Below are 18,776 nucleotides of genomic sequence, written 5' to 3' on the forward strand. Positions count from 1 at the left end.
TTGCTACCTCATCCATTTCGGCGTCACCGGCAGGCCGTTGCGGTGCCGGTATTCGGCGATCGCCTTGAGGTTCTGCAGCTCCAGCGCATGCCCGGCACCGAACATGTCCCAGAAGTCGCCCACCCACACCGGCCGCTGCGGCGGCGCGGTCTCCGGGTACGGGTTGTGGTCGTAGAACGGGTGGTGGCAGTTCGTCCACAGCACAACCGATCCCGGCTTGTCGAAGACCACCTGGGCGTCGACGACGCGCATGAGGTAGACCATCCACAGGTGCTTGCCCTGGTCCCACGCGCAGTGGTAGTCGACGGTCCGCGCCGCCGCGTTGGCGACGGTCCGGGTGTAGATCTCGGTCTCCGAACCGAGCCGGTCGTAGGCCAGCCACAGGCCCGACTCGTCGGTGGGTGTGAAGCCGCGCAGGCTGTACGTCCACTCCTCGAGGCTTCGGGTGTCCGCCATGTACTCATACAGCTCGTCCGGCGGGCACGCGACGTAATCGTTGACCGTGCAGTACTGCCCGAACACCTGATCGTGCGGGTACACCGACCGCATCATCTCCATGATGATCGGAGTCGCCTTCTCCCGCGGACTGGTTTCTATGCGGACCACCCCGTCGATGGGGGTGGGGATATCCTCAAGCGCTGGCAGCGACATCGGCCCGGTTCTCCTTCGCGGTCGAAACCTGTTCTGAAACAGCGCCATTCCCTGACGGCACGGCGAGAAAAGGGGCGAACGGCGGGATTTCATCGGCGTCGCATTCGACGCTGACCACCGCCGGGCCCTCGATGTCCAGCGACGTCCGGAGCGCCGCGGCCAATTGGGCGGGCTCGCTGACATCGACCGATGTCAGGCCGGGAAACATCGTCGCCAGACCGGTTCCCAGCGCGCTGGGCCGGAAACGGTTGTAGCTGTAGCGGTTCTGGTAGAACAGCTGCTCACGGGTCACGCACATGGCGTGGGCGTTGTTGTTGAACAACACGAACGTCACGGGAAGCGCGTATTGCACGGCCGTGTGCACCTCCAGACCGTGCATGAAGAACGCGCCGTCCCCGGCGATCACCACGGTTCGGCCGGCGCCCCGGCCGCCGTTCGCACGCCCGAACGCCATCCCGATCGCGGCCCCGAAGCTGTAGCCCATGCCGCCCATGCCGAGCGCGGCCACGAACCTGCCACCGCGCCGCGCCGGCAGGTGATGGATGGCGGCCGCGCCGGTGTTGCCGGCGTCGACCACGATGTCGGCCCCGTCGGGCAGGACGCGGTCCAGCACCGCCATGGCGTCGCGGTATCGGATCCCCGGTCCCGGCCCGGCCGGCGGTTTCAGCTCGGTGCGGGGGATCACATCGGGCACGCGCAGGCCGCTCGGGCGTCCGTGACCGCACAGCGCCTGGGTCAGCATGCGCAGCGAGCCGCGAAGGTCGTCGGTGTGCACATGGACGCAGCGCAGGTAGGGCCGCGCCGACCCGATGGACACCGTTCGCACCGCGGCTAGCGCGTCGTCCAGGCCTCCGCGCGCGGTGACCGTCAACCGGGTGCCGACAATGAGGCACACGGCGCTGGCGGCCACCGCTTCGGCCACGCTCGGGTGGCCCATCACGCCGGTCACCCCGAGCCCCGACGACGACCCCAAACCCGGTGTACCCGCGACATCTTTGGCGTCCGGGACGGTGGCCACCCGCGCGCGCAGGAGCGCACGCAGCTGCTCGAGTTCGTCGCGGGCGTCGTCGCGGGCCACCTGCTCGCCGGCGATGATGGTGACCTGGCCGGTTGCGCGGCGCAGCTCGGAGGCGATGAGATGCGGGTTGCCGATCGGCGCGCTGAAACTGTTCGGGCACTCCGTGGCGTCGTCGACGGTGATGCGCGCCTGCTGAATGTCCTTGGGCAGCAACAACACCGCGGGGCCGCCGGTGCGCGCCGCGGCGATGGCGCGGGGCAACGCCGAAACGATGCCGGCCGGCGCCAGCACCCGCTCGCAGAACACCGACACCGCCGAAAACAGCGCACGGGCGTCGAGGGAACCGTTGCGGCCGCTGGTGTCCTGGAAGCTGCCCCGGCCGTCCATCGTGGTCGCGGGCTGGCCGACCAGGGCCAGCACCGGAACGCGGCTCGCGAACGACTCGCCCAGGCCGGCGACGAGGTTCAGTGCTCCCCCGCCCGAGGTCGCCGCCACCACGCCGAGCCCGGCGCCGCTCCGGCTGTAGCCGTCGGCCATGGTGGCCGCGGAGAATTCGTGTTTGGCCAGCACCGCGGTGATCTCGGGTTCGAAGTGCGCGGCGTCGTACAAATCCTCGATGTTGGCGCCGTCGACACCGAAAACGTGGTCCACCCCCAGTGCGGCGAGGTGGCCGACTATATGGTCGACCACCCGATAGTTGCCGAACATGTCATCAGACACGAATGGGGCACTTGGTCGGTTCACCCGAGCGGTGAACCGACCGCCGGCGGCTCTCGTGGTGTCTAGATGACCATCGAACTGCGCGACGTGGTGCGCGAGTATCGGGTCGGCGGTCAATCGGTCCGGGCGCTCGACGGGATCAGCCTGCGCCTCGACGGCGGTCAGTTCGTGTCGGTGGTCGGTCCGTCCGGGGCGGGCAAGAGCACGCTGCTTCATCTGCTCGGCGCGCTGGACTCCCCCGATTCGGGCTCCATCACGTTCGACGGCGAGGAGATCGGCCGCCTGGGCGACGAGCAGCAGTCCGAGTTCCGCCATCACCGAGTGGGTTTCATCTTCCAGTTCTTCAACCTGTTGCCGACGCTGTCGGCCTGGGAGAACGTGGCGGTCCCCAAGCTGCTCGACGGTGTGCGGCTGGGCAGGGCCAAACCGGATGCGATCCGGTTGCTGGACCGCGTCGGGCTCGGCAACCGGACCGAGCACCGCCCGGCGGAACTGTCCGGCGGCCAGATGCAGCGGGTCGCGGTGGCGCGCGCGTTGATGATGGATCCGGCGCTCGTCCTCGCCGACGAGCCCACCGGCAACCTCGACTCCGCGACGGGCGCCGCGATCCTCGCCCTTCTCGCCGAGGTGGCGCACGAGGACGGCCGCGACCGGTTGGTGGTGATGGTGACCCACAATTCGGACGCCGCCGCGGCGACCGATCGGGTCATCACGCTGCAGGACGGACGGGTCGGTTCCGACCTCCCGGCGGTCCCCGCGTGAGGATATCGGCGGCCGCGAGCCGAGTGCGCGTGCTCAGCCTGCGTGAGCTCGCCGTGCACCGTCGCCGCACGTTCGCTTCGATCGCCGTAATGGCCGTCTCCGCAACGTATCTGGTCGCGATATTCGGCATCTTCGGCTCGATCACCGGATCGGTCGACCGGCTGGCCAACGGGATCGCCGGCGTGGCACCGCTGGAGGTGTCGGGCATCACCGACGCCGGATTCCCCGACACGATACTGGCCGACGTCGCCGCGGTTCCGGGTGTCGCCACCGCGGCGCCGATGATCCGGACTTCCGCGTCCACGGCGACGGGGCCGGTGCTGTTGCTCGGCGCGGATGCGCGCACCGCCGCGCTGGGTGGGGCCCTGAAGGATGCGGTCGCACGACCGGTGCAGGAGCTGTCCTCGACGCCGGGCGGCGTTCAGGTCGGGCCGCGGGTGGGTTATGCGAAAGGCCAGACGCTGCAACTGGGCTCGGGGTCGGTGACCGTCGCCGAGGTGCTCGCGGGCCGGCAGTTCGCGGACCTCAACGGCGGGCACTACGTCCTTGCCCCACTTGCGTTGGCACAGAACGTCACCGGCCGCCCCGGTCAGCTGGACTCGATACTGATCACCATCAAACCGGGCGCCGATCCGGCCGCCGCCCGGGCCGCCGTCACCGCCGCGGTCAACGGCCGCGCCGTCGTCGCCGCGCCGAGCCTGCGGGCGGCCCGGGCCGGCGACGGCGTCAAGCTGATGAACTACATGGCCCTGCTGGGGGCGGCGGTCGCGCTGGTGGTCGGCGCGTTTCTCATCTACACCACGATGACGATGGCGATCACCCAGCGCCGCCCCGTCATCTCCATGCTGCGCGCGATCGGCGGCCGGCGCGTCACCATCGTCGGCGACATGCTCGGCGAGGCGGCGATCCTCGGGCTCATGGGCGGGGCCATCGGGTCGGGCCTCGGAATCCTGGCGGGCCACCTGGCAATTGGTCGACTGCCACCTGCGATGACCCAGGGCCTCGAGGCCCGCGTCGAGTACTGGCTGCCCGGCTACGCCATCCCGCTGGCCGTCACGGCCACGGCGCTCACCAGCGTGGCCGCGTCGGCGATGGCCGCGCGGCAGGTGTACAAGGTCGCACCGATCGAGGCGCTGGCGCCCGCCGGGGCGTCGGCGGCGGACGTCGTGCCGCGATGGCTGCGGGTCGCGGCCGGCGTGGGCGCCGTCGCGGTGTCCGCGGCGTCGATCTGGGTGGTCATCGGCCAACGCGGCACCTTCGCGTTCGTCGCGATGGCCGCCCTGCTCAGCGCCGAGATCGCGCTGGGCTTCGCGCTCACTACGCCCATCGTCGCGGCCACGGCCGCGACGGCTCGCCTGTTCGGATCGTTCGGGGCGCTCGCGGCGGCCACCATCGAACGCGCGCCGCGACGAGTCTGGGCCACGGTGATGACCGTGTTGATCGGGGTCGTCACCACGGTGGTGATCACCGGCACCAACGCCGACATGATCCGCTCGGCCCGCGGCATCTTCTCTCCCGCCGCCGACGTCGACGTGTGGGTGAGCGCGGACGCGCCGGACAGCTATCCGACCGACGTTCTGCCGCAGGGCCTTTCCGAACGCGTGGCGGCGGTGCCCGGCGTGGCGCGGGTGACAGAGGGCGCATTCGGATTCGCCGTGATCGGCGGCACGCGCGTTCTGCTCGACGGCTTCTCCGCCGGAACCCACGACTCGCTCTTCCGCGCGCTCGACGAGCGCCTGCGCGCCGACGTCCTGGCCGGCCGCGGTGTGGTGCTCACGCAGAACCTCGGCGCCGCGCTGCACGTGCGCGCCGGCGACCGGTTGCAGCTGCAGACACCGAACGGGCCGCGGCAGACGGCCGTCCTGGCCCTGGTGCCGTTCTTTTCGACCGTCATCGGAACGGTCGGAATCGACCTCGATCATCTGCGCACATGGTTCGATCGCCCGGCCGCGACGACCCTGCAAGTCACCGCGGCCCCCGGGACGGACCCGCGGCACCTGTTGGCCGACGTGCGCAAGGTGGTGCCGGCGCCCAACCACGTGTACGACGGTCGCGCGGCGCTGGCGGGGCTCGAAGCTCCGCTGCACCAGAGCATGTTCATCGCCAACGCCGTGTGGGTCATCGTCGTGGCAGTGGCCGCCGTCGCGCTGCTCAACACGCTGACGCTCTCGGTGACCGAACGCCGCCGCGAGATCGGTGTGCTGCGCGCCATGGGTTCCAGCCGCCGGTTCACCCTGCGGATGGTCCTTGCCGAGGCGGCCGGAATCGGTTTTGTGGGAGGCCTTCTGGGGCTGCTGTTCGGCTTGACCGACCAATGGCTGTTCAGCCTCATCAGCGGGGACATCATGAATTTCCAGGTCGGCTTCCGCCTGAGTCCGATGGCCCTCGCTTTTACCGCCGGGGCGCTGGCGATCTGCCTGCTCGGCTCGCTGCCACCGGCACGGCGTGCGGCGCGGCTGAACATCGTCGAGGCCGTCAGCGTGGAATGAGGACGGCGAAGCCTTGCAGATGGGGCTTGCACGGGAACGGGACCGGCGTGCGCGGGATGGTCCGCAGCGCCGTGGTGTCGAACCCGGCCGCGGCGATGGCATCCCGGGTTCGCCGGTTCGGCTCGCAACCGGCGGCCAGCCATGACCACGGCTTGCAGATCAGATCCTGCAACCGGCCCGTCGCGCCCTCCCCGCGCACGTGCTCGAGGACGACGAGCCTCCCCCCCGGCGTGAGCACGCGCCGTATCTCGGCCAGGGTGGCGGTCACGTCGTCGACCGAGCACAACACCAGGCCCACGTGGACCGAATCGAAGCTGTTGTCGGGGAAGGGAATCGACTCGCCAGTCCCCTCGAGGATGTCGACGGCGATGCCGTGGCGATCGGCAAGCCGGGACGCCATCCGGCGGAACGGCGCCTCCGGCTCCACCGCGGCGACCGACGTCACCGCGGGGGGCAGGAACCTCAAGTCGGTGCCCGGCCCCAGGCCGAGCATGAGCAATCGGCCGCTCGCGTTGCTCAGCGCCGCGCGCCGATACCGGTGATAGAACAGCCGGTCGAAGACCGGCTGCCCGAACCGATACAAGTACGGGAACAAGGGATTGCGACGGGTCATTGCCCACCCAGATCCATTCGGAACGGCGGGTATTCGTCGCGCATCAGGGACACGTAGACGGCCACCCGGTAGCGCCAACGGACGATGCCCAGCAGGAGATCGTACATGCCCGCCGGGATGGTTCCGGTGCACAACAGCGTCACCGCGGTGATCACGCACAGCAGTTGCAGGAGCGGCTCCATGGACCAGCACAGGAGGATGTGCGGGACGGCGAGCAGCCACTTCACCAACACGGCCCAATTCCGCAGCCGCTGCGGATACTCGACCTGCAGGTCGCCGGGGTAGTCGGGCCGCGACGCGAGGGTGAAAGGCGGGTAGGAGTCCGTGCTGTTCATCGGGAACCTGAAATTCATGACGCGCCACGACCAGCGAAGCACGCCGACGTTGAAGTCGAAGAGGGGCCGCGGATACCGCCCGCTGCACAAGATGACGACGCCGGCGACCACGGTCGACAACGGATAGACCAGATAGAGCCCGATCAATATGGGGTAGTGCGGAACCGCCAGCACGCACCACTTCAACAGCCAGAGCCACCGCGACGGGGCGTCGAAATCGCCTCGCACCGTGACGCATTCGTCCGAAGCGTTCATGGACTGGATCGACCGGCCGTCGCTGCCCCCACCTCTCGACTGATCTCCCCGGACATGCGCCGGTGACTGGTCCACCGCAGAAACGTCGTCAGCGCGCGGGCCTGCAGCCGGTCGGGAATCAGCGCGGCCGGGCGCAGCACGACCTCCCCGTGGGAGACCGGCAGCGACGCCAGCCGGGACACGGCCATCACCCTGCGCCGGCGGGTCTTCTCATACCAGCGCAACGCGCTCGCAACATCGCCGGTGCCGTGCCAATCCGACAGCGCCTTGCACAGCACCATGGTGTCGAGCAGCGCCTGGTTGGTGCCCTGCGCCAGGGTGGGCGGCATCGTGTGGAAGGCGTCCCCGAGCAACGTGACCGGACCGCGGCCCGCGGGAGGAATCGGATGCCGGAAATGCGGGTACGGCGAATGCGCCAGGTCGTCGTCGGTCAGTGCCGCCAGCACCCGATCGACGGTTGCGGACCACCCGGTGAAATGGGACCGGATGGTCTGGATCGGGCATTGCGGCCGCACGAAGTCGCATGACCACGGCAGGTCGAACCACCACTGCACCTCGGAGCCCCCGGCCGGCCACAGGCCGAGGTTGCCGCGCTCGCCGATGACCATGAGCGCGGAGTCCCTGTCCGGGACCTCCGGGAGGGTGATCAATCCCTGCCAGCTGCACCAGCCGGTGGGCTTCGCGTCGGGCGCACCGACGGTGTTGCGAACCATCGAGTGCAGGCCGTCGGCTCCGATCACCAGGTCCCCGTCGGCCGAGCCGCCGTCGCCGAACTCGACGCGCACGCCATCGCGCGTGCGGGCCAACGCGACCGCGTGGGCGCCACAGCGGATGCGGTCGGCCGGGAAACCGTCCAGCAGCCGCTCCAGCAGGATCCGGCGCGGCACCATCCGGACGGGCGCGCCCAGCCGGTCGGCGATCGCGGACACGTCCAGCGTCGCGAGCGGGCGGCCCGTGGACGTCACGGCTCGCACCGTGCGCAGCAGCTGGCCGGCCCCGTCCATCTCCACGTCGAGTTGCCGAAGCACCGTTTCGCCGTTGGACCAGATCGTCACCGCGCCGCCGGCCGCCCGCACATCCGGCCGCCGCTCCAAGACGGTGACGTCGTGGCCGTCTCGCAACAATCCCCTGGCCACCGAAATGCCGCCGACCCCGGCGCCCACCACCAGGGCCCGAAGCGGACGCCGGTGGCTGGACATGTCAGTGGCCTATAACGAACGCTGCAGCAGAACCTGGCCGCTGTCGGCGGCCACCACCTGCACCGCGGCGATCTGGTCGACCGGCGTCGAGATGCTGCCCGCGGGCGTCGCGGTGCGGCCGGGTTCGGCCACCCAGGTCGCCAGCCGGGTCTGGGTGCCGTCGCGACCCACCACCACCATCGCCAGGGTGTCATGGTGGGCGTTGAGCGGCGCCAGGCACACGCACCGCAGGTTGATGGACGTCCCCCAGTGCTCGCTGGACAGCTGCACCGTCGAGGCCAGCAGGGTGGTACCCACCTGCGCCATCGGCGCGGAGGGCGCGGCCACCTGCGGCGACGGCGACGAGGAATACCCCTGCACCCCGACGAACACGCCGACGGCCAGGACCACGGCCGCGGCCGACGAGGCCACCCAGGTCACGATCCGCGTGCGGCGCCGCCGCCAGCTCACCTTGCCCAGCAACGACGGCAGCAACTGCGGCGACAGCTCCGGCGTCACCGGCGCCGGGCCGGACTCGTGGATCGCGGCCACCTCGTCCCCGCCGAGCTGCGACAGCAGGGCCGGCACACCACTCAGGTCGGCGACGGCCTCGCGGCAGGCCGGGCAGTGCGCCAGGTGCGCCTCGAATTCGCGTCGCTCGCTGGCCGACAACGAGCCCAAAACGTATGCGGCATCCCACATCACGTAGGGATCGTCCGGAGCGCCGATCCCCCGTAGCGGCGTTTTCATGTCATCCATTTCCTCATCACCCTTTAAGCATTCGGAGCCCTCAGCGGGTGACCCCAAGTTCCTGCAGAGTGAGCCGCAACGCCCGCACGGCGTAGTGTAGTCGCGACTTCACGGTTCCCTCGGCGATCCCGAGGTCGGCGGCAATCTGGGCGGTCGTCCATCCGCGGTAATAGGACCGGTCTATGACGGCCCGGTGCTCGGGGGACAGTTGCGCCATTGCGTCGGCGATCAGCAGTTTGTCCAGCGCCGCATTCACCTCGTCCGGGGTGGACCGTTCCGGCGCGCCCGCCTCGTCGGTCGAGCCGACGACGTTGCGGAACCGCGCGCTGCGCCGGTCGTCGATGATCATGTTGCGGGCGACGGTGAACAGCCAGGCCCGCGCCGAGCGCTCGGTGTCCCCGACGACCTCCGGATGCTGCCAGGCCCGCAGCAACGTCTCCTGCACGACGTCCTCGGACTGGCTCGCGTCCCCCGTCAACCGGAGCGCGTACCGCCACAGGACCGCCGCGTGCTCGTCGTAGAGCGCCTTCATCAGGGCGGCTTCGGCAGCCCCGGATGCCCGCCAACCGCCTGCCACACGAGCCACTCGATCACCTCCGACTTCTGATACGAGTCGAATGGCTGTTTAGTTCACCTAAGGCTGTGTCAGGATGCGCGGCCCGGCGTCGGTGACCGCGACGGTGTGTTCCCAGTGCGCCGCACGGGACCCGTCGGAGGTGGTGACGGTCCACTCGTCGTCGAGCACCAAGGTCTTGCCCGTCCCGAGGGTCAGCATCGGTTCGATGGCCAGCACCGACCCGGGGGCCAGCAGCGGACCCCGGCCGGGCGAGCCCTCGTTGGGCAGGAACGGGTCCATGTGCATCTGCCGGCCGATGCCGTGCCCGCCGTAGCCCTCCACGATCCCGAAGGCGCGCCCGTGCCGCTCCCGCGCCGCCCGCGTGCCCGTTTCGATGGCGTGCGAGACGTCGGTCAGCCGATTGCCGGGCACCATCGCCGCGATGCCGGCTTCCAGCGATTCCCGGGTGGCGTCGCAGAGGGCCTGGTCGGCGGCGTCGAGCGTGCCGACACCGAACGTGATCGCGGCATCACCATGCCAGCCGTCCAGCACCGCCCCGCAGTCGATGGAGACCAGGTCACCGGGCGCCAGGATCTCAGCGGCCGACGGTATCCCGTGCACCACCCGCTCGTTGATCGACGCGCAGATCGACGCGGGGTATCCGTGGTAGCCGAGGAAGGACGGCACCGCGCCGGCCTCCCGGATCACCGACTCGGCGATCTGGTCCAGGCCCAGGGTCGACACTCCCGCAACCGCGGCCGCCCGCACGGCCTGCAGCGCTGCCGCCACCACCGCCCCCGCCGCAGCCATCGCGTCGAGTTCACCGGCGGTGCGCTGCGGCACGACTTTGCGACTCCGCAGCCGCGCCAGCGGGTTCACGGTTACTTGCCCAGCGCTTGCAGGGCACGGGCGAACACTTCGTCCATCGTGCCGACGGCGTCGACCGTCTTGAGTTCGTCGCGGTAGTACTCCAGCAGCGGCGCGGTCTCGTCGCGGTAGACCTTCATCCGGTTCAGGATGACGTCGTCGGTGTCGTCGGCGCGGCCGCGCGACTTGAGCCGCTGCAGCAGCTCCTCCTGCGAGACCCGGAACTCCAGCACGGCGTCGATGTCGGTGCCCCGGTGCTCGAGCATCTGGTGCAGCGCTTTGGCCTGCTCCGTCGACCGCGGATAGCCGTCCAGGATGAAGCCGTCGGCCGCGTCGGGGTCGTTCAGGCGGTCGTCCACGAGCTGGTTGGTCAGCTCCGAGGGCACCAGGTCACCGGCGTCCAGATAGCGCTTGGCCTCCAGGCCGAGTTTGGTTCCGTTCTCGATATTGCTGCGGAACAGTTCCCCGGTGGAGATTTGCGGGATACCGAGCTTTTCCGAGAGCTTCTGGGCCTGCGTCCCCTTACCCGCCCCGGGCGGTCCCAGTAAAACGACTCTCACTTGAGGAACCCTTCATAGTTGCGCTGCATGAGCTGGCTCTCGATCTGTTTGACCGTATCCAAGCCAACACCAATCATGATCAAAACCGCCGTACCGCCGAACGGCAAATTCTGAACCGCTCCGCCATTGCCGATTTGCAGGAACAAGTTGGGCAGCACGGAGATCGCGCCGAGGTAGATCGAGCCCGGCAGGGTAATTCGGCTCAGCACATAACGCAGGTAATCGGCGGTGGGCTTGCCCGGCCGGATGCCGGGGATGAACCCGCCGAACTTCTTCATTTCGTCGGCACGTTCGTCGGGGTTGAACGTGATCGACACGTAGAAGTACGTGAAGAAAATGATCAGCCCGAAGTAGATGCTGATGTAAATCGGATCGCTGGGGTCGGAGAGGTAACTGCCGACGAACTTGTCCCACCAGCTGTTGCCCACACCGCCGCTGCCGCTGCGAATGAGCTGCGTGATCAGGTGCGGAATGTAGATGAGCGACGACGCGAAGATGACCGGGATGACGCCGGCCTGGTTGACCTTGAGCGGCAGGTAGGTCGACGTTCCGCCGTACATGCGCCGGCCGACCATGCGCTTGGCGTATTGCACGGGGATGCGGCGCTGCCCCTGCTCGACGAACACCACGCCGACGATGATGACCAGGGCGGCCACACAGACAGCGGCGAAAATCATCCCGCCGCGGCTGTCCAGAATGGTCTTGCCCTCCGACGGGATCCGCGCCGCGATGCCGACGAAGATCAGCAGCGACATCCCGTTGCCGATGCCGCGCTCGGTGATCAGCTCGCCCATCCACATCACCAGCGCCGCACCGGCCGTCATCACCATCACGATGACGACCAGCGTGAAGATGCTCTGGTCGGCGATGATGTCCAGCGAGCAGCCCTGCAGCAGCCCGCCGTTAGCCGCCAGCGCCACGATGCTGGTCGCCTGCAGGATGGCCAGCGCGATGGCCAGATAGCGGGTGTACTGCGTCATCTTGGCCTGGCCGGACTGGCCTTCCTTGCGCAGTTCCTCGAACCGCGGGATGACGACGGTGAGCAGCTGGACGATGATGCTCGCGGTGATGTAGGGCATCACCCCCACCGCGAACACCGTCAGTTTCAGCAGCGCGCCGCCGGAGAACAGGTTGATCAGCGAATAGATCTGCCCGGCCGCGCCGCCGCTGGCCTCTTTGATGCACTGCTGGACGTTGGGGAAATTGACGCCGGGGGACGGCAAAGCGGCGCCCAGCCGATAGAGAACGACGATGCCCAGCGTGAAGAGGATCTTCCGTCTCAGGTCGACTGTCCGCAGCGATGAGATGAAAGCCGAAAGCACTCTTCCTCCTGCGAGCCGGGGGTCTCCTGCATTACGCGCCCAACACCCCGCAGGCCAGGACGTACGGCGTCGCGCGTCAAACCGTGTACGAGACTAACAGCTGAGCCGGGTGAGTCCGTCCAGGCCCGTCATCGGGCGACCGATAAATGCACAGGAAGCCGTCAGCGGTTGAGCGTAGAGTGCTCTTGACTCGTTGCGTTCGCTAAGTAAATGGGAGCAGGATGACACGCACTGACCAAGACAGCTGGGACCTGGCCTCCAGCGTCGGTGCCACGGCCACGATGGTCGCCGCGGCGCGCGCGCTGGCCAGCGAGGGCACCGACCCGATCATCGACGACCCGTTCGCGGCGCCGCTGGTGCGGGCAGTGGGACTGGAATTCTTCCGCCGGCTGGTGGACGGCGAGATGACCCCCGCCGATGCGCAGGACGGCGAGCGCGACCTGCAGCTGGAAACGGATTCGATCGCCGTGCGCACCCGCTTCTTCGATGACTTCTTCCTCAACGCCGCCCGCGACGGCATCCGCCAGTCGGTGATCCTGGCCGCCGGCCTGGACGCCCGCGCGTACCGGCTGGGCTGGCCGCCCGGCAGCGTGGTCTACGAGGTCGACCAACCCAAGGTCGTCGAGTTCAAGACCGCCGCGATGGCGCAGCTGGGCGCCACGCCCACCGCCGACCGGCGCACCGTCAGCGTCGACCTCCGCGACGATTGGCCGGAAGCGTTGCGGCGCAGCGGGTTCGACCCGACGCAGCCGACATCGTGGAGCGCCGAGGGCCTGCTGATGTACCTGCCGCCCGAAGCCCAGGACCGGCTCTTCGACAACATCACCGAGCTCAGTGCGCCCGGCAGCGTGTTGGCCACCGAATTCCACGGCGACTCCGGGCGGACGATGACAGAACGCGCCCAGCAGTTCAACGAGCGCTGGGCCAACCTGGGCTGCGACATCGACCTGTCCGGGCTGTTTTTCGACGGCGAGCGCAGCAATGTCGTGGACTACCTGACCGGCCGGGGCTGGCGGGTGACCACCCGCGAGCGGCGGGAGTACTTCGCCGACTACGGCCTGGTCTTCCCCGACGACGAGACCTCGCAGCTGCGCAACATCGTCGCGGTCACCGCGACGCTGGGCTGAATGCCGGAGCCGACCCTGGCTTTGCCGTAGCTCAGGCGGGCCGGGCGGACGGCGCCCGCACCACCATCGGCACCGCGGGGAAGCACCACGCCATCTCGGTGCGCGACTTGCGCAGCGCGGCGGTGCCGTACCCCTTCTTGCGGTGCTCGGGGTGGATCCAGATGCGCACGTTGACCTCGCCGCCCAGCAGCTCGCCGAACACCATCCCCACCTTCTCGCCCGAGTCGACGGCCACGAACCAGGCGGCCTCCTCGTCGTCGAGGCGGGAGAGCGCGGCTCCGATCTCGTCGTCGAGGTTGCCGGCCGGTCCGCCGGAGCCGTCACCGGCGGCGCCCATGTCCTCGGTGCGGGCGGCGAAGATGTCGCGGTCCTTCTCGGCGGAGAAGGGCCGCAGTTCGAGGGTCTCCCCCGAGCTGGCCGGACGCTCGCCGAGGGTGAAGCTGAGTTGTTTGTTCAGGTCCTCGAGTTCGGCCAGGATCTTGCGGCGCGAGTCGATGGTGAGCTGATCGAACGACATGCCCATCACCGCTTCGGCGGCGACGTGCGAGGTGTCGAGCAGGCGGACGATGGCCTCGACCGCGGCCGCCTTGTTCTCGGATTCCACCACGACGTCGGCGATTTCATGGCGCCGCTCAAGGGCTTTCAACAGGGCGTCGGCGATTTCGCGGCGGGCGGCTTTGCGGTCGTGGTCGGTCATTGCACCAGCCTAGAACGCGGGGGGAGGTAGCGCGCTACATCGGCGGTTTCCCAGCTCCAGGAATCGCTGGTAGCGATCCTCGATCGCGGTCGCCCAACCGGCGTCGGGTTCGACGACGCGTTCGGTGCGGGCCCACCGGGCGGCGTCGGCGATCGCGGTCTCCAGGCCGACCGCCATGCGCGCGAGGAAGGCGGCACCCAGCGCCGCGCCCTCGGGCACCGCCGACAGCTCGACCGGCCGCCCGGTCGCGTCGGCGATGGCCTGCATCCACGGCGCGACCCGGGTGCCGCCGCCGGTGGCGACGATGCGCGCCACCGGCGCGCCGCTCAGTTCGATCAGCTGGCGCACCACGAAGCCCGACGCCTCGTAGGCGGCGCGCCGCAACGCCGCCGCGTCGTGGGTGAGATCCAGGGCGTCCAGCATGGCCCGGCGATCCGGGTCGTGGAACGGGGTGCGCTCCCCGCGGATGTAGGGCGACCACACCGGCACCCGCCCGGGCTGCGCGGCGGCGGGGTCGCCGGACGCAACCACGCGGTCAACCCAGCCGAGGAACAGCCCGCCGGCATTGCTGGCGCCGCCGATCTGGCTCTTGCCCGCGGCCGTATGCGGGATGGTCCACAGGCCCGGCACCTGCCGGGCCTGTCCGATCGTGGTCCACACGATCAGGGTGGTGCCGCACAGCACCAGCACGTCGCCTTCGCGGTCGGCGCCGGCCACGATCTGCTCGCAGAGCGCGTCGATCGCGCCGATCGCCAGCGCGGCGCCGCTGCCGCGCACCTGCCCCACGGCGGCCCCCATGCTCTCGACCCGCGGCATCTGCTCGGGCCGCGCGCCGCGCTCGGCACACGCCTCCGGGCTCCAGCGCGTCCCGTCGAACAGCGGGTAGGCGGTCGCGGCGGTGGCGACGTCGATCACCGACTCGCCGGCCAGCGCGTGGTTGGCCACCGCCGGCGCCGGCCAGTAGCCGGCCGCGCCCGGCGCCCTCGCCGCGGTCCAGCGCAGGAACTCGGCCGCCTCGCCCAGGGCCGGCAGCGGCTGCGCGTCCTGATCCGGCGTCCGGCCGCGTTCGTCGCCGTACAGCAGCCCGGGCGTCACCGGCACGCCCGCGGCATCGACGGCCGTCAGCGACGGCACCATCGCCGACACGGCCACCGCGCGGACGTCCGGTCCGCCCAGCCGTTCCAGCGCCGCCAACGGTCCCCGCCGCCACGCCTCGTCGGCGTCGTGCTCGAGCCGGTTCGGCGCCGGCACCCGCAGCTGGTGCGGGATCCGCGCACGCGCCGTCACCCGGCCGTCGGCGTCCGCGGCGACCGCCTTGACCGCGGTGCTGCCGACGTCGACGCCGATTGTGACGTCTTTGCGTGACACGGGCGTCACCGTACGCCAGCATTGGGGTTCGTGACGTCAAGACCGCGCGCGCTGGTGACCGCGCCCCTGCGGGGGCCGGGGTTCACCAAGCTCCGGGAGCTGGCGGACGTGGTCTATGACCCCTGGATCGAGCAGACCCCGCTGCGGATCTACGGCGCCGAGCAACTGGCCGAACGCATCGCCGCGGAACGCGCCGATGTCGTTGTGGTGGAAAGCGACTCGGTGGCCGGACCGGTGTTCGAGCTGGGCCTGCGGGTGATCGCCTCGACCCGCGGGGACCCCAACAACGTCGACATCGCCGGGGCCACCGCGGCCGGTGTGCCGGTGCTGAACACCCCGGGCCGCAACGCCGACGCGGTCGCCGAGATGACGGTGGCCCTGCTGCTCGCCGCGACCCGGGGGCTGCTGCCCGCGGACGCGGATGTCCGCAGCGGCAACATCTTTCGCGACGGCACCATTCCCTATCAGCGGTTCCGCGGCTGGGAGATCGCCGGGCGCACCGCCGGGTTGGTGGGCCTGGGCGCCGTCGGCCGCGCCACCCGGTGGCGGCTGACCGGGCTGGGCATGCGCGTCATCGCCCACGACCCGTACAACGACGACGCGCGGCACGGCCTCGACGAGCTGCTGGGTGAGGCGGACGTCGTCTCCCTGCACGCGCCCGTCACCGACGACACCGTCGGCATGATCGGTGCGCCGCAGTTCGCCGCCATGCGCGACGGCGCGGTCTTCCTCAACACCGCCCGCGCTCAGCTGCACGACACCGACGCGCTCGTCGAGGCCCTGCGCGGCGGCAAGGTGGCGGCCGCCGGACTGGACCACTTCGTCGGCGAATGGCTGCCCACCGACCACCCGCTCGCCGGCATGCCCAACGTCGTGCTGACGCCCCACATCGGCGGCGCCACGTGGAACACTGAGGCACGGCAGGCGCAGATGGTGGCCGACGACCTCGAAGCGTTGCTGGCCGGCGACCCGCCCGCGCACATCGTCAACCCGGAGGTGCTGGCCTCATGAAATCGGTCCCCCATCCCGAGACCGCGGTGCTGGACGCGGCCAAGGACATGCTGCGCCGGGGCCTGGTCGAGGGCACCGCCGGCAACATCTCCGCTCGGCGCCCCGACGGCAACATCGTCATCACGCCGTCGTCGGTCGACTACCGCGACATGCAGCTCGACGACCTCGTTCTGGTCGACCCGGACGGCGCCGTGTTGCACGCGGCCGACGGCCGCTCGCCGTCGTCGGAGATGCAGCTGCACCTGGCCTGCTACCGCGCGTTCGACGACGTCGGCAGCGTCATCCACAGCCATCCGGTGTGGGCGACGATGTTCGCGGTTGCGCACCAACCGATTCCGGCCTGCATCGACGAGTTCGCCGTCTACTGCGGCGGCGACGTGCGCTGCACCGAGTACGCCGCGTCCGGCACGCCCGACGTCGGCGCCAACGCGGTCAAGGCGCTCGACGGCCGGGGCGCCGCGTTGATCGCCAACCACGGCGTGGTGGCCGTGGGTCCGCGGCCGGACAAGGTGCTGCACATCACCGCCCTGGTGGAGCGCACCGCCCAGATCGTCTGGGGCGCAAGGGCCCTCGGCGGCGCGGTGCCCATCCCCGAGGACGTGAACCGCAACTTCGCCGGCGTCTACGGCTACCTGCGCGCGAACGCCTGATGCGCCCCGTCCGGTTCGGTGACGCGCGGGTGACGCGGGTGCTCGAGCTCCAATTCGACCTGGGGACACGATTTTTCCCGCACACCCCGGCGTCGGGTTGGCGGGACAACGCGGACCTGCTGGTGCCGGACTTCTTCGATCCCTCGACCGATCAGTGGCACATCGCGATCCAGAGCTGGGTGATCGAGGTCGACGGGCTGACCGTCGTCGTGGACACCGGAGTCGGCAACGACCGCCCGCGCCCGCACATGCCGCCCTTGGACCACCTGAACACCGACTTCCTCGCCGCGCTGCGGTCGGCGGGCGTCGACCGCGCCGCCGTGGATGTGGTGGTGAACACCCACATCCACTCCGACCACGTCGGGTGGAACACCATGCTCGACAACGACACCTGGGTGCCGACGTTTCCCAACGCCCGATACCTGTTGCCCGCAAAGGACTTTCATTTCTTCGCGCCCGACGGGCCCGCGGCGCGGCGGACGCCGCGCACCGACGAGGAAGCGGCCCAGCAGCAAGGCGACCGGCTCGTGTTCGCCGACAGCGTGGCGCCCATCGAGGAAGCGGGTCAGCTCGTCGGATGGTCGGATGACTACCAGATCAGCCGGTCGCTGCGGCTGCGGCCCGCACCGGGGCACACCCCGGGCTCCTCGGTGCTGTGGCTGGATGCGGGTGAGCCCGCGGTCTTCGTGGGCGACCTCACCCATAGCCCGCTGCAACTCCGTCGGCCCGCCGACGCCTGCGCCTTCGACGTCGACGCGCCGGCCGCCGCCGCCACCCGCCGCCGGGTCTTCACCGAGGCGGTCCGGGCGAAAGCGGCCGTGCTCCCCGCGCACTACCCCGGCTGCGGCGGCGCGACGATCCGCGCCGATGAGGACCGCTTCGACGTCGACCACTGGTTGGGCTTCGAATCCCTCTGACGGCTATGGCGTTTCGGGTTGATTGACTCGAAGTCTGCGGAACAGTCTCATCCGGTGGACGTTGACCCGATAGAACAGGCCCGGAAACCGGCGGTACAGGTGCCAGATGACCTGAACCACAACGGGAAACACGATCAGCGGTCGATTCCGCTCCGCGCCACGCAGGATCGCGCGGGCCGCGGCCTCAGCGCTCATCTGGGGCATCAGATAGTGAGTGCGCCGACTCAACGTCGCCACCTGCTCGCGCGGCATGTTGACCACGACCATGTTGTCGTAGATCTTCGTCTTCATGTCGCCCGGACATGCTGCACTCACCTTCACGCCGAGGTCGACTCCCTCAGCCCGCAGGGAGAGCGAAAGGCCGACGATCCCATGCTTGCTGGTGCAGTATGCGGCGTTGCCCGGCTGGGGAACCAGCCCGCTCAGCGAGGAAACGTTGATGATGTGCCCATGGCCCTGGCGCGCCATTGCCCGGTAGGCGTGCACCGTCCCGTACACCACACCCAGCAGGTCGACATCGAGCACACGACGCCATTGCTGCATCGACAGGTCTCGCGAATCCCCGCCGATCGCGATGCCGGCGTTGTTGATCATGTAGTCGATGCGCCCGTATTCGGACACGGTGTTCTCGATCAGCTCCGCCATCGCGATCGGGTCGGCCACGTCGACGGGCACGGCCACAGCCGGTGTGCCGGCCTGCGCCAGGCGCTGGGCCACCTGACGTGCTGCATCGCCGTCGATGTCGGCGACCACGACCGTCGCGCCTCGGCGCCCGAGTTCCTCGCATAAAGCTTCGCCCAGACCCATTCCGCCGCCGGTGACGATCGCCACGGCGTCCTCGAAGTTCGTGAACCGTTGCATGGCCGGGGCCCTCCGATGCATTACTACACTCGCTATAATATTACTCTTGGTATAAGTTTTTGGAAGGAG

The 18,776-nt window shown here is 69.6% G+C and carries 19 protein-coding genes; 6 read left to right on the forward strand and 13 right to left on the reverse strand.

Going from position 1 to position 18,776, the window contains the following annotated elements; translation table 11 throughout:
• Positions 1 to 3: 3 nt before the first annotated feature.
• Both C1737_RS14465 and C1737_RS14470 read right to left on the reverse strand, forming a co-directional pair.
• Complete coding sequence (locus tag C1737_RS14465; protein ID WP_102418727.1) at positions 4 to 651, reverse strand: SRPBCC family protein; 648 nt, start codon at positions 649 to 651, stop codon at positions 4 to 6.
• Positions 632 to 2,377, reverse strand: coding sequence for a thiamine pyrophosphate-binding protein (locus tag C1737_RS14470; protein WP_102418728.1), 1,746 nt, complete (start codon positions 2,375 to 2,377; stop codon positions 632 to 634). Before C1737_RS14470 ends, C1737_RS14465 begins: the two co-directional genes overlap by 20 nt.
• 78 nt (positions 2,378 to 2,455) lie before the next feature.
• On the opposite strand from C1737_RS14470, the gene C1737_RS14475 reads away from it, so the two are divergent.
• Together C1737_RS14475 and C1737_RS14480 are read left to right on the forward strand one after the other, a co-directional pair.
• Entirely contained in the window at positions 2,456 to 3,151 is a 696-nt protein-coding gene (locus C1737_RS14475; protein WP_068098627.1) for an ABC transporter ATP-binding protein, read from the forward strand.
• Positions 3,152 to 3,240: 89 nt separating this feature from the next.
• A complete protein-coding gene (locus tag C1737_RS14480) occupies positions 3,241 to 5,640 on the forward strand; it encodes an ABC transporter permease (RefSeq protein ID WP_233214756.1) in 2,400 nt (799 codons plus the stop codon).
• Here C1737_RS14480 and C1737_RS14485 read toward each other — a convergent pair.
• From C1737_RS14485 to secY, 8 genes are read right to left on the reverse strand one after another with little or no spacing between them, the layout of a single operon-like run.
• Complete coding sequence (locus C1737_RS14485; RefSeq protein WP_102418730.1) at positions 5,627 to 6,253, reverse strand: class I SAM-dependent methyltransferase; 627 nt, start codon at positions 6,251 to 6,253, stop codon at positions 5,627 to 5,629. The genes C1737_RS14480 and C1737_RS14485 overlap by 14 nt on opposite strands.
• Positions 6,250 to 6,816, reverse strand: coding sequence for a DUF4389 domain-containing protein (locus C1737_RS14490; RefSeq protein WP_067916702.1), 567 nt, complete (start codon positions 6,814 to 6,816; stop codon positions 6,250 to 6,252). The genes C1737_RS14485 and C1737_RS14490 overlap by 4 nt, the downstream gene beginning before the upstream one ends.
• A 23-nt stretch (positions 6,817 to 6,839) precedes the next feature.
• Positions 6,840 to 8,042 (reverse strand): NAD(P)/FAD-dependent oxidoreductase, encoded by a 1,203-nt coding sequence (locus C1737_RS14495; protein ID WP_102418731.1) that lies wholly within the window; start codon positions 8,040 to 8,042, stop codon positions 6,840 to 6,842.
• Between the two features lie 9 nt (positions 8,043 to 8,051).
• Positions 8,052 to 8,771 (reverse strand): anti-sigma factor, encoded by a 720-nt coding sequence (locus C1737_RS14500; RefSeq protein WP_102419957.1) that lies wholly within the window; start codon positions 8,769 to 8,771, stop codon positions 8,052 to 8,054.
• A 40-nt stretch (positions 8,772 to 8,811) separates the two neighbouring features.
• The gene (locus C1737_RS14505; RefSeq protein WP_082974719.1) at positions 8,812 to 9,357 is read right to left on the reverse strand and encodes a sigma-70 family RNA polymerase sigma factor; all 546 of its coding nucleotides are present in this window, start codon (positions 9,355 to 9,357) and stop codon (positions 8,812 to 8,814) included.
• A 48-nt stretch (positions 9,358 to 9,405) separates the two neighbouring features.
• Positions 9,406 to 10,206: a type I methionyl aminopeptidase gene (map, locus tag C1737_RS14510; RefSeq protein ID WP_068098618.1), complete on the reverse strand. Its 801-nt coding sequence runs from the start codon at positions 10,204 to 10,206 to the stop codon at positions 9,406 to 9,408.
• A 2-nt stretch (positions 10,207 to 10,208) separates the two neighbouring features.
• A complete protein-coding gene (locus C1737_RS14515) occupies positions 10,209 to 10,754 on the reverse strand; it encodes an adenylate kinase (protein WP_067916692.1) in 546 nt (181 codons plus the stop codon).
• The gene (gene secY / locus C1737_RS14520) at positions 10,751 to 12,076 is read right to left on the reverse strand and encodes a preprotein translocase subunit SecY (RefSeq protein ID WP_067916694.1); all 1,326 of its coding nucleotides are present in this window, start codon (positions 12,074 to 12,076) and stop codon (positions 10,751 to 10,753) included. Before secY ends, C1737_RS14515 begins: the two co-directional genes overlap by 4 nt.
• A gap of 221 nt (positions 12,077 to 12,297) precedes the next feature.
• Here secY and C1737_RS14525 point away from each other — a divergent pair, with 221 nt between their 5' ends.
• The gene (locus C1737_RS14525; protein ID WP_102418732.1) at positions 12,298 to 13,203 is read left to right on the forward strand and encodes a class I SAM-dependent methyltransferase; all 906 of its coding nucleotides are present in this window, start codon (positions 12,298 to 12,300) and stop codon (positions 13,201 to 13,203) included.
• 31 nt (positions 13,204 to 13,234) lie between these two features.
• Here C1737_RS14525 and C1737_RS14530 read toward each other — a convergent pair whose 3' ends face one another.
• Both C1737_RS14530 and C1737_RS14535 read right to left on the reverse strand, forming a co-directional pair.
• Positions 13,235 to 13,900, reverse strand: coding sequence for a GNAT family N-acetyltransferase (locus C1737_RS14530; RefSeq protein ID WP_068098614.1), 666 nt, complete (start codon positions 13,898 to 13,900; stop codon positions 13,235 to 13,237).
• 9 nt (positions 13,901 to 13,909) lie between these two features.
• Positions 13,910 to 15,268, reverse strand: a complete 1,359-nt coding sequence (locus C1737_RS14535) for an FGGY-family carbohydrate kinase (protein WP_102419959.1) — start codon at positions 15,266 to 15,268, stop codon at positions 13,910 to 13,912.
• 30 nt (positions 15,269 to 15,298) lie between these two features.
• On the opposite strand from C1737_RS14535, the gene C1737_RS14540 reads away from it, so the two are divergent.
• Genes C1737_RS14540 through C1737_RS14550 form a run of 3 tightly spaced genes read left to right on the forward strand, consistent with a single transcriptional unit; the run spans position 15,299 to position 17,846 of the window.
• Complete coding sequence (locus C1737_RS14540) at positions 15,299 to 16,279, forward strand: NAD(P)-dependent oxidoreductase (RefSeq protein WP_102419958.1); 981 nt, start codon at positions 15,299 to 15,301, stop codon at positions 16,277 to 16,279.
• Positions 16,276 to 16,929, forward strand: coding sequence for an L-fuculose-phosphate aldolase (locus tag C1737_RS14545; RefSeq protein ID WP_102418733.1), 654 nt, complete (start codon positions 16,276 to 16,278; stop codon positions 16,927 to 16,929). The genes C1737_RS14540 and C1737_RS14545 overlap by 4 nt, the downstream gene beginning before the upstream one ends.
• Positions 16,929 to 17,846, forward strand: coding sequence for an MBL fold metallo-hydrolase (locus C1737_RS14550; RefSeq protein ID WP_068098606.1), 918 nt, complete (start codon positions 16,929 to 16,931; stop codon positions 17,844 to 17,846). Before C1737_RS14545 ends, C1737_RS14550 begins: the two co-directional genes overlap by 1 nt.
• A gap of 3 nt (positions 17,847 to 17,849) precedes the next feature.
• Here C1737_RS14550 and C1737_RS14555 read toward each other — a convergent pair whose 3' ends face one another.
• The gene (locus C1737_RS14555; RefSeq protein ID WP_102418734.1) at positions 17,850 to 18,707 is read right to left on the reverse strand and encodes an SDR family oxidoreductase; all 858 of its coding nucleotides are present in this window, start codon (positions 18,705 to 18,707) and stop codon (positions 17,850 to 17,852) included.
• Positions 18,708 to 18,776 lie beyond the last annotated feature (69 nt).

The organism is Mycobacterium sp. 4858, from assembly GCF_900240975.1.
GTDB lineage: Bacteria > Actinomycetota > Actinomycetes > Mycobacteriales > Mycobacteriaceae > Mycobacterium.

Bases quoted from the DNA above. Each gene is read 5' to 3' on its own strand.
- C1737_RS14465 (WP_102418727.1), bottom strand. From the start codon at position 651: ATGTCGCTGCCAGCGCTTGAGGATATCCCCACCCCCATCGACGGGGTG.
- C1737_RS14470 (WP_102418728.1), bottom strand. From the start codon at position 2,377: ATGTTCGGCAACTATCGGGTGGTCGACCATATAGTCGGCCACCTCGCC.
- C1737_RS14475 (WP_068098627.1), top strand. From the start codon at position 2,456: ATGACCATCGAACTGCGCGACGTGGTGCGCGAGTATCGGGTCGGCGGT.
- C1737_RS14480 (WP_233214756.1), top strand. From the start codon at position 3,241: ATGGCCGTCTCCGCAACGTATCTGGTCGCGATATTCGGCATCTTCGGC.
- C1737_RS14485 (WP_102418730.1), bottom strand. From the start codon at position 6,253: ATGACCCGTCGCAATCCCTTGTTCCCGTACTTGTATCGGTTCGGGCAG.
- C1737_RS14495 (WP_102418731.1), bottom strand. From the start codon at position 8,042: ATGTCCAGCCACCGGCGTCCGCTTCGGGCCCTGGTGGTGGGCGCCGGG.
- C1737_RS14500 (WP_102419957.1), bottom strand. From the start codon at position 8,771: ATGAAAACGCCGCTACGGGGGATCGGCGCTCCGGACGATCCCTACGTG.
- C1737_RS14525 (WP_102418732.1), top strand. From the start codon at position 12,298: ATGACACGCACTGACCAAGACAGCTGGGACCTGGCCTCCAGCGTCGGT.
- C1737_RS14530 (WP_068098614.1), bottom strand. From the start codon at position 13,900: ATGACCGACCACGACCGCAAAGCCGCCCGCCGCGAAATCGCCGACGCC.
- C1737_RS14545 (WP_102418733.1), top strand. From the start codon at position 16,276: ATGAAATCGGTCCCCCATCCCGAGACCGCGGTGCTGGACGCGGCCAAG.
- C1737_RS14550 (WP_068098606.1), top strand. From the start codon at position 16,929: ATGCGCCCCGTCCGGTTCGGTGACGCGCGGGTGACGCGGGTGCTCGAG.
- C1737_RS14555 (WP_102418734.1), bottom strand. From the start codon at position 18,707: ATGCAACGGTTCACGAACTTCGAGGACGCCGTGGCGATCGTCACCGGC.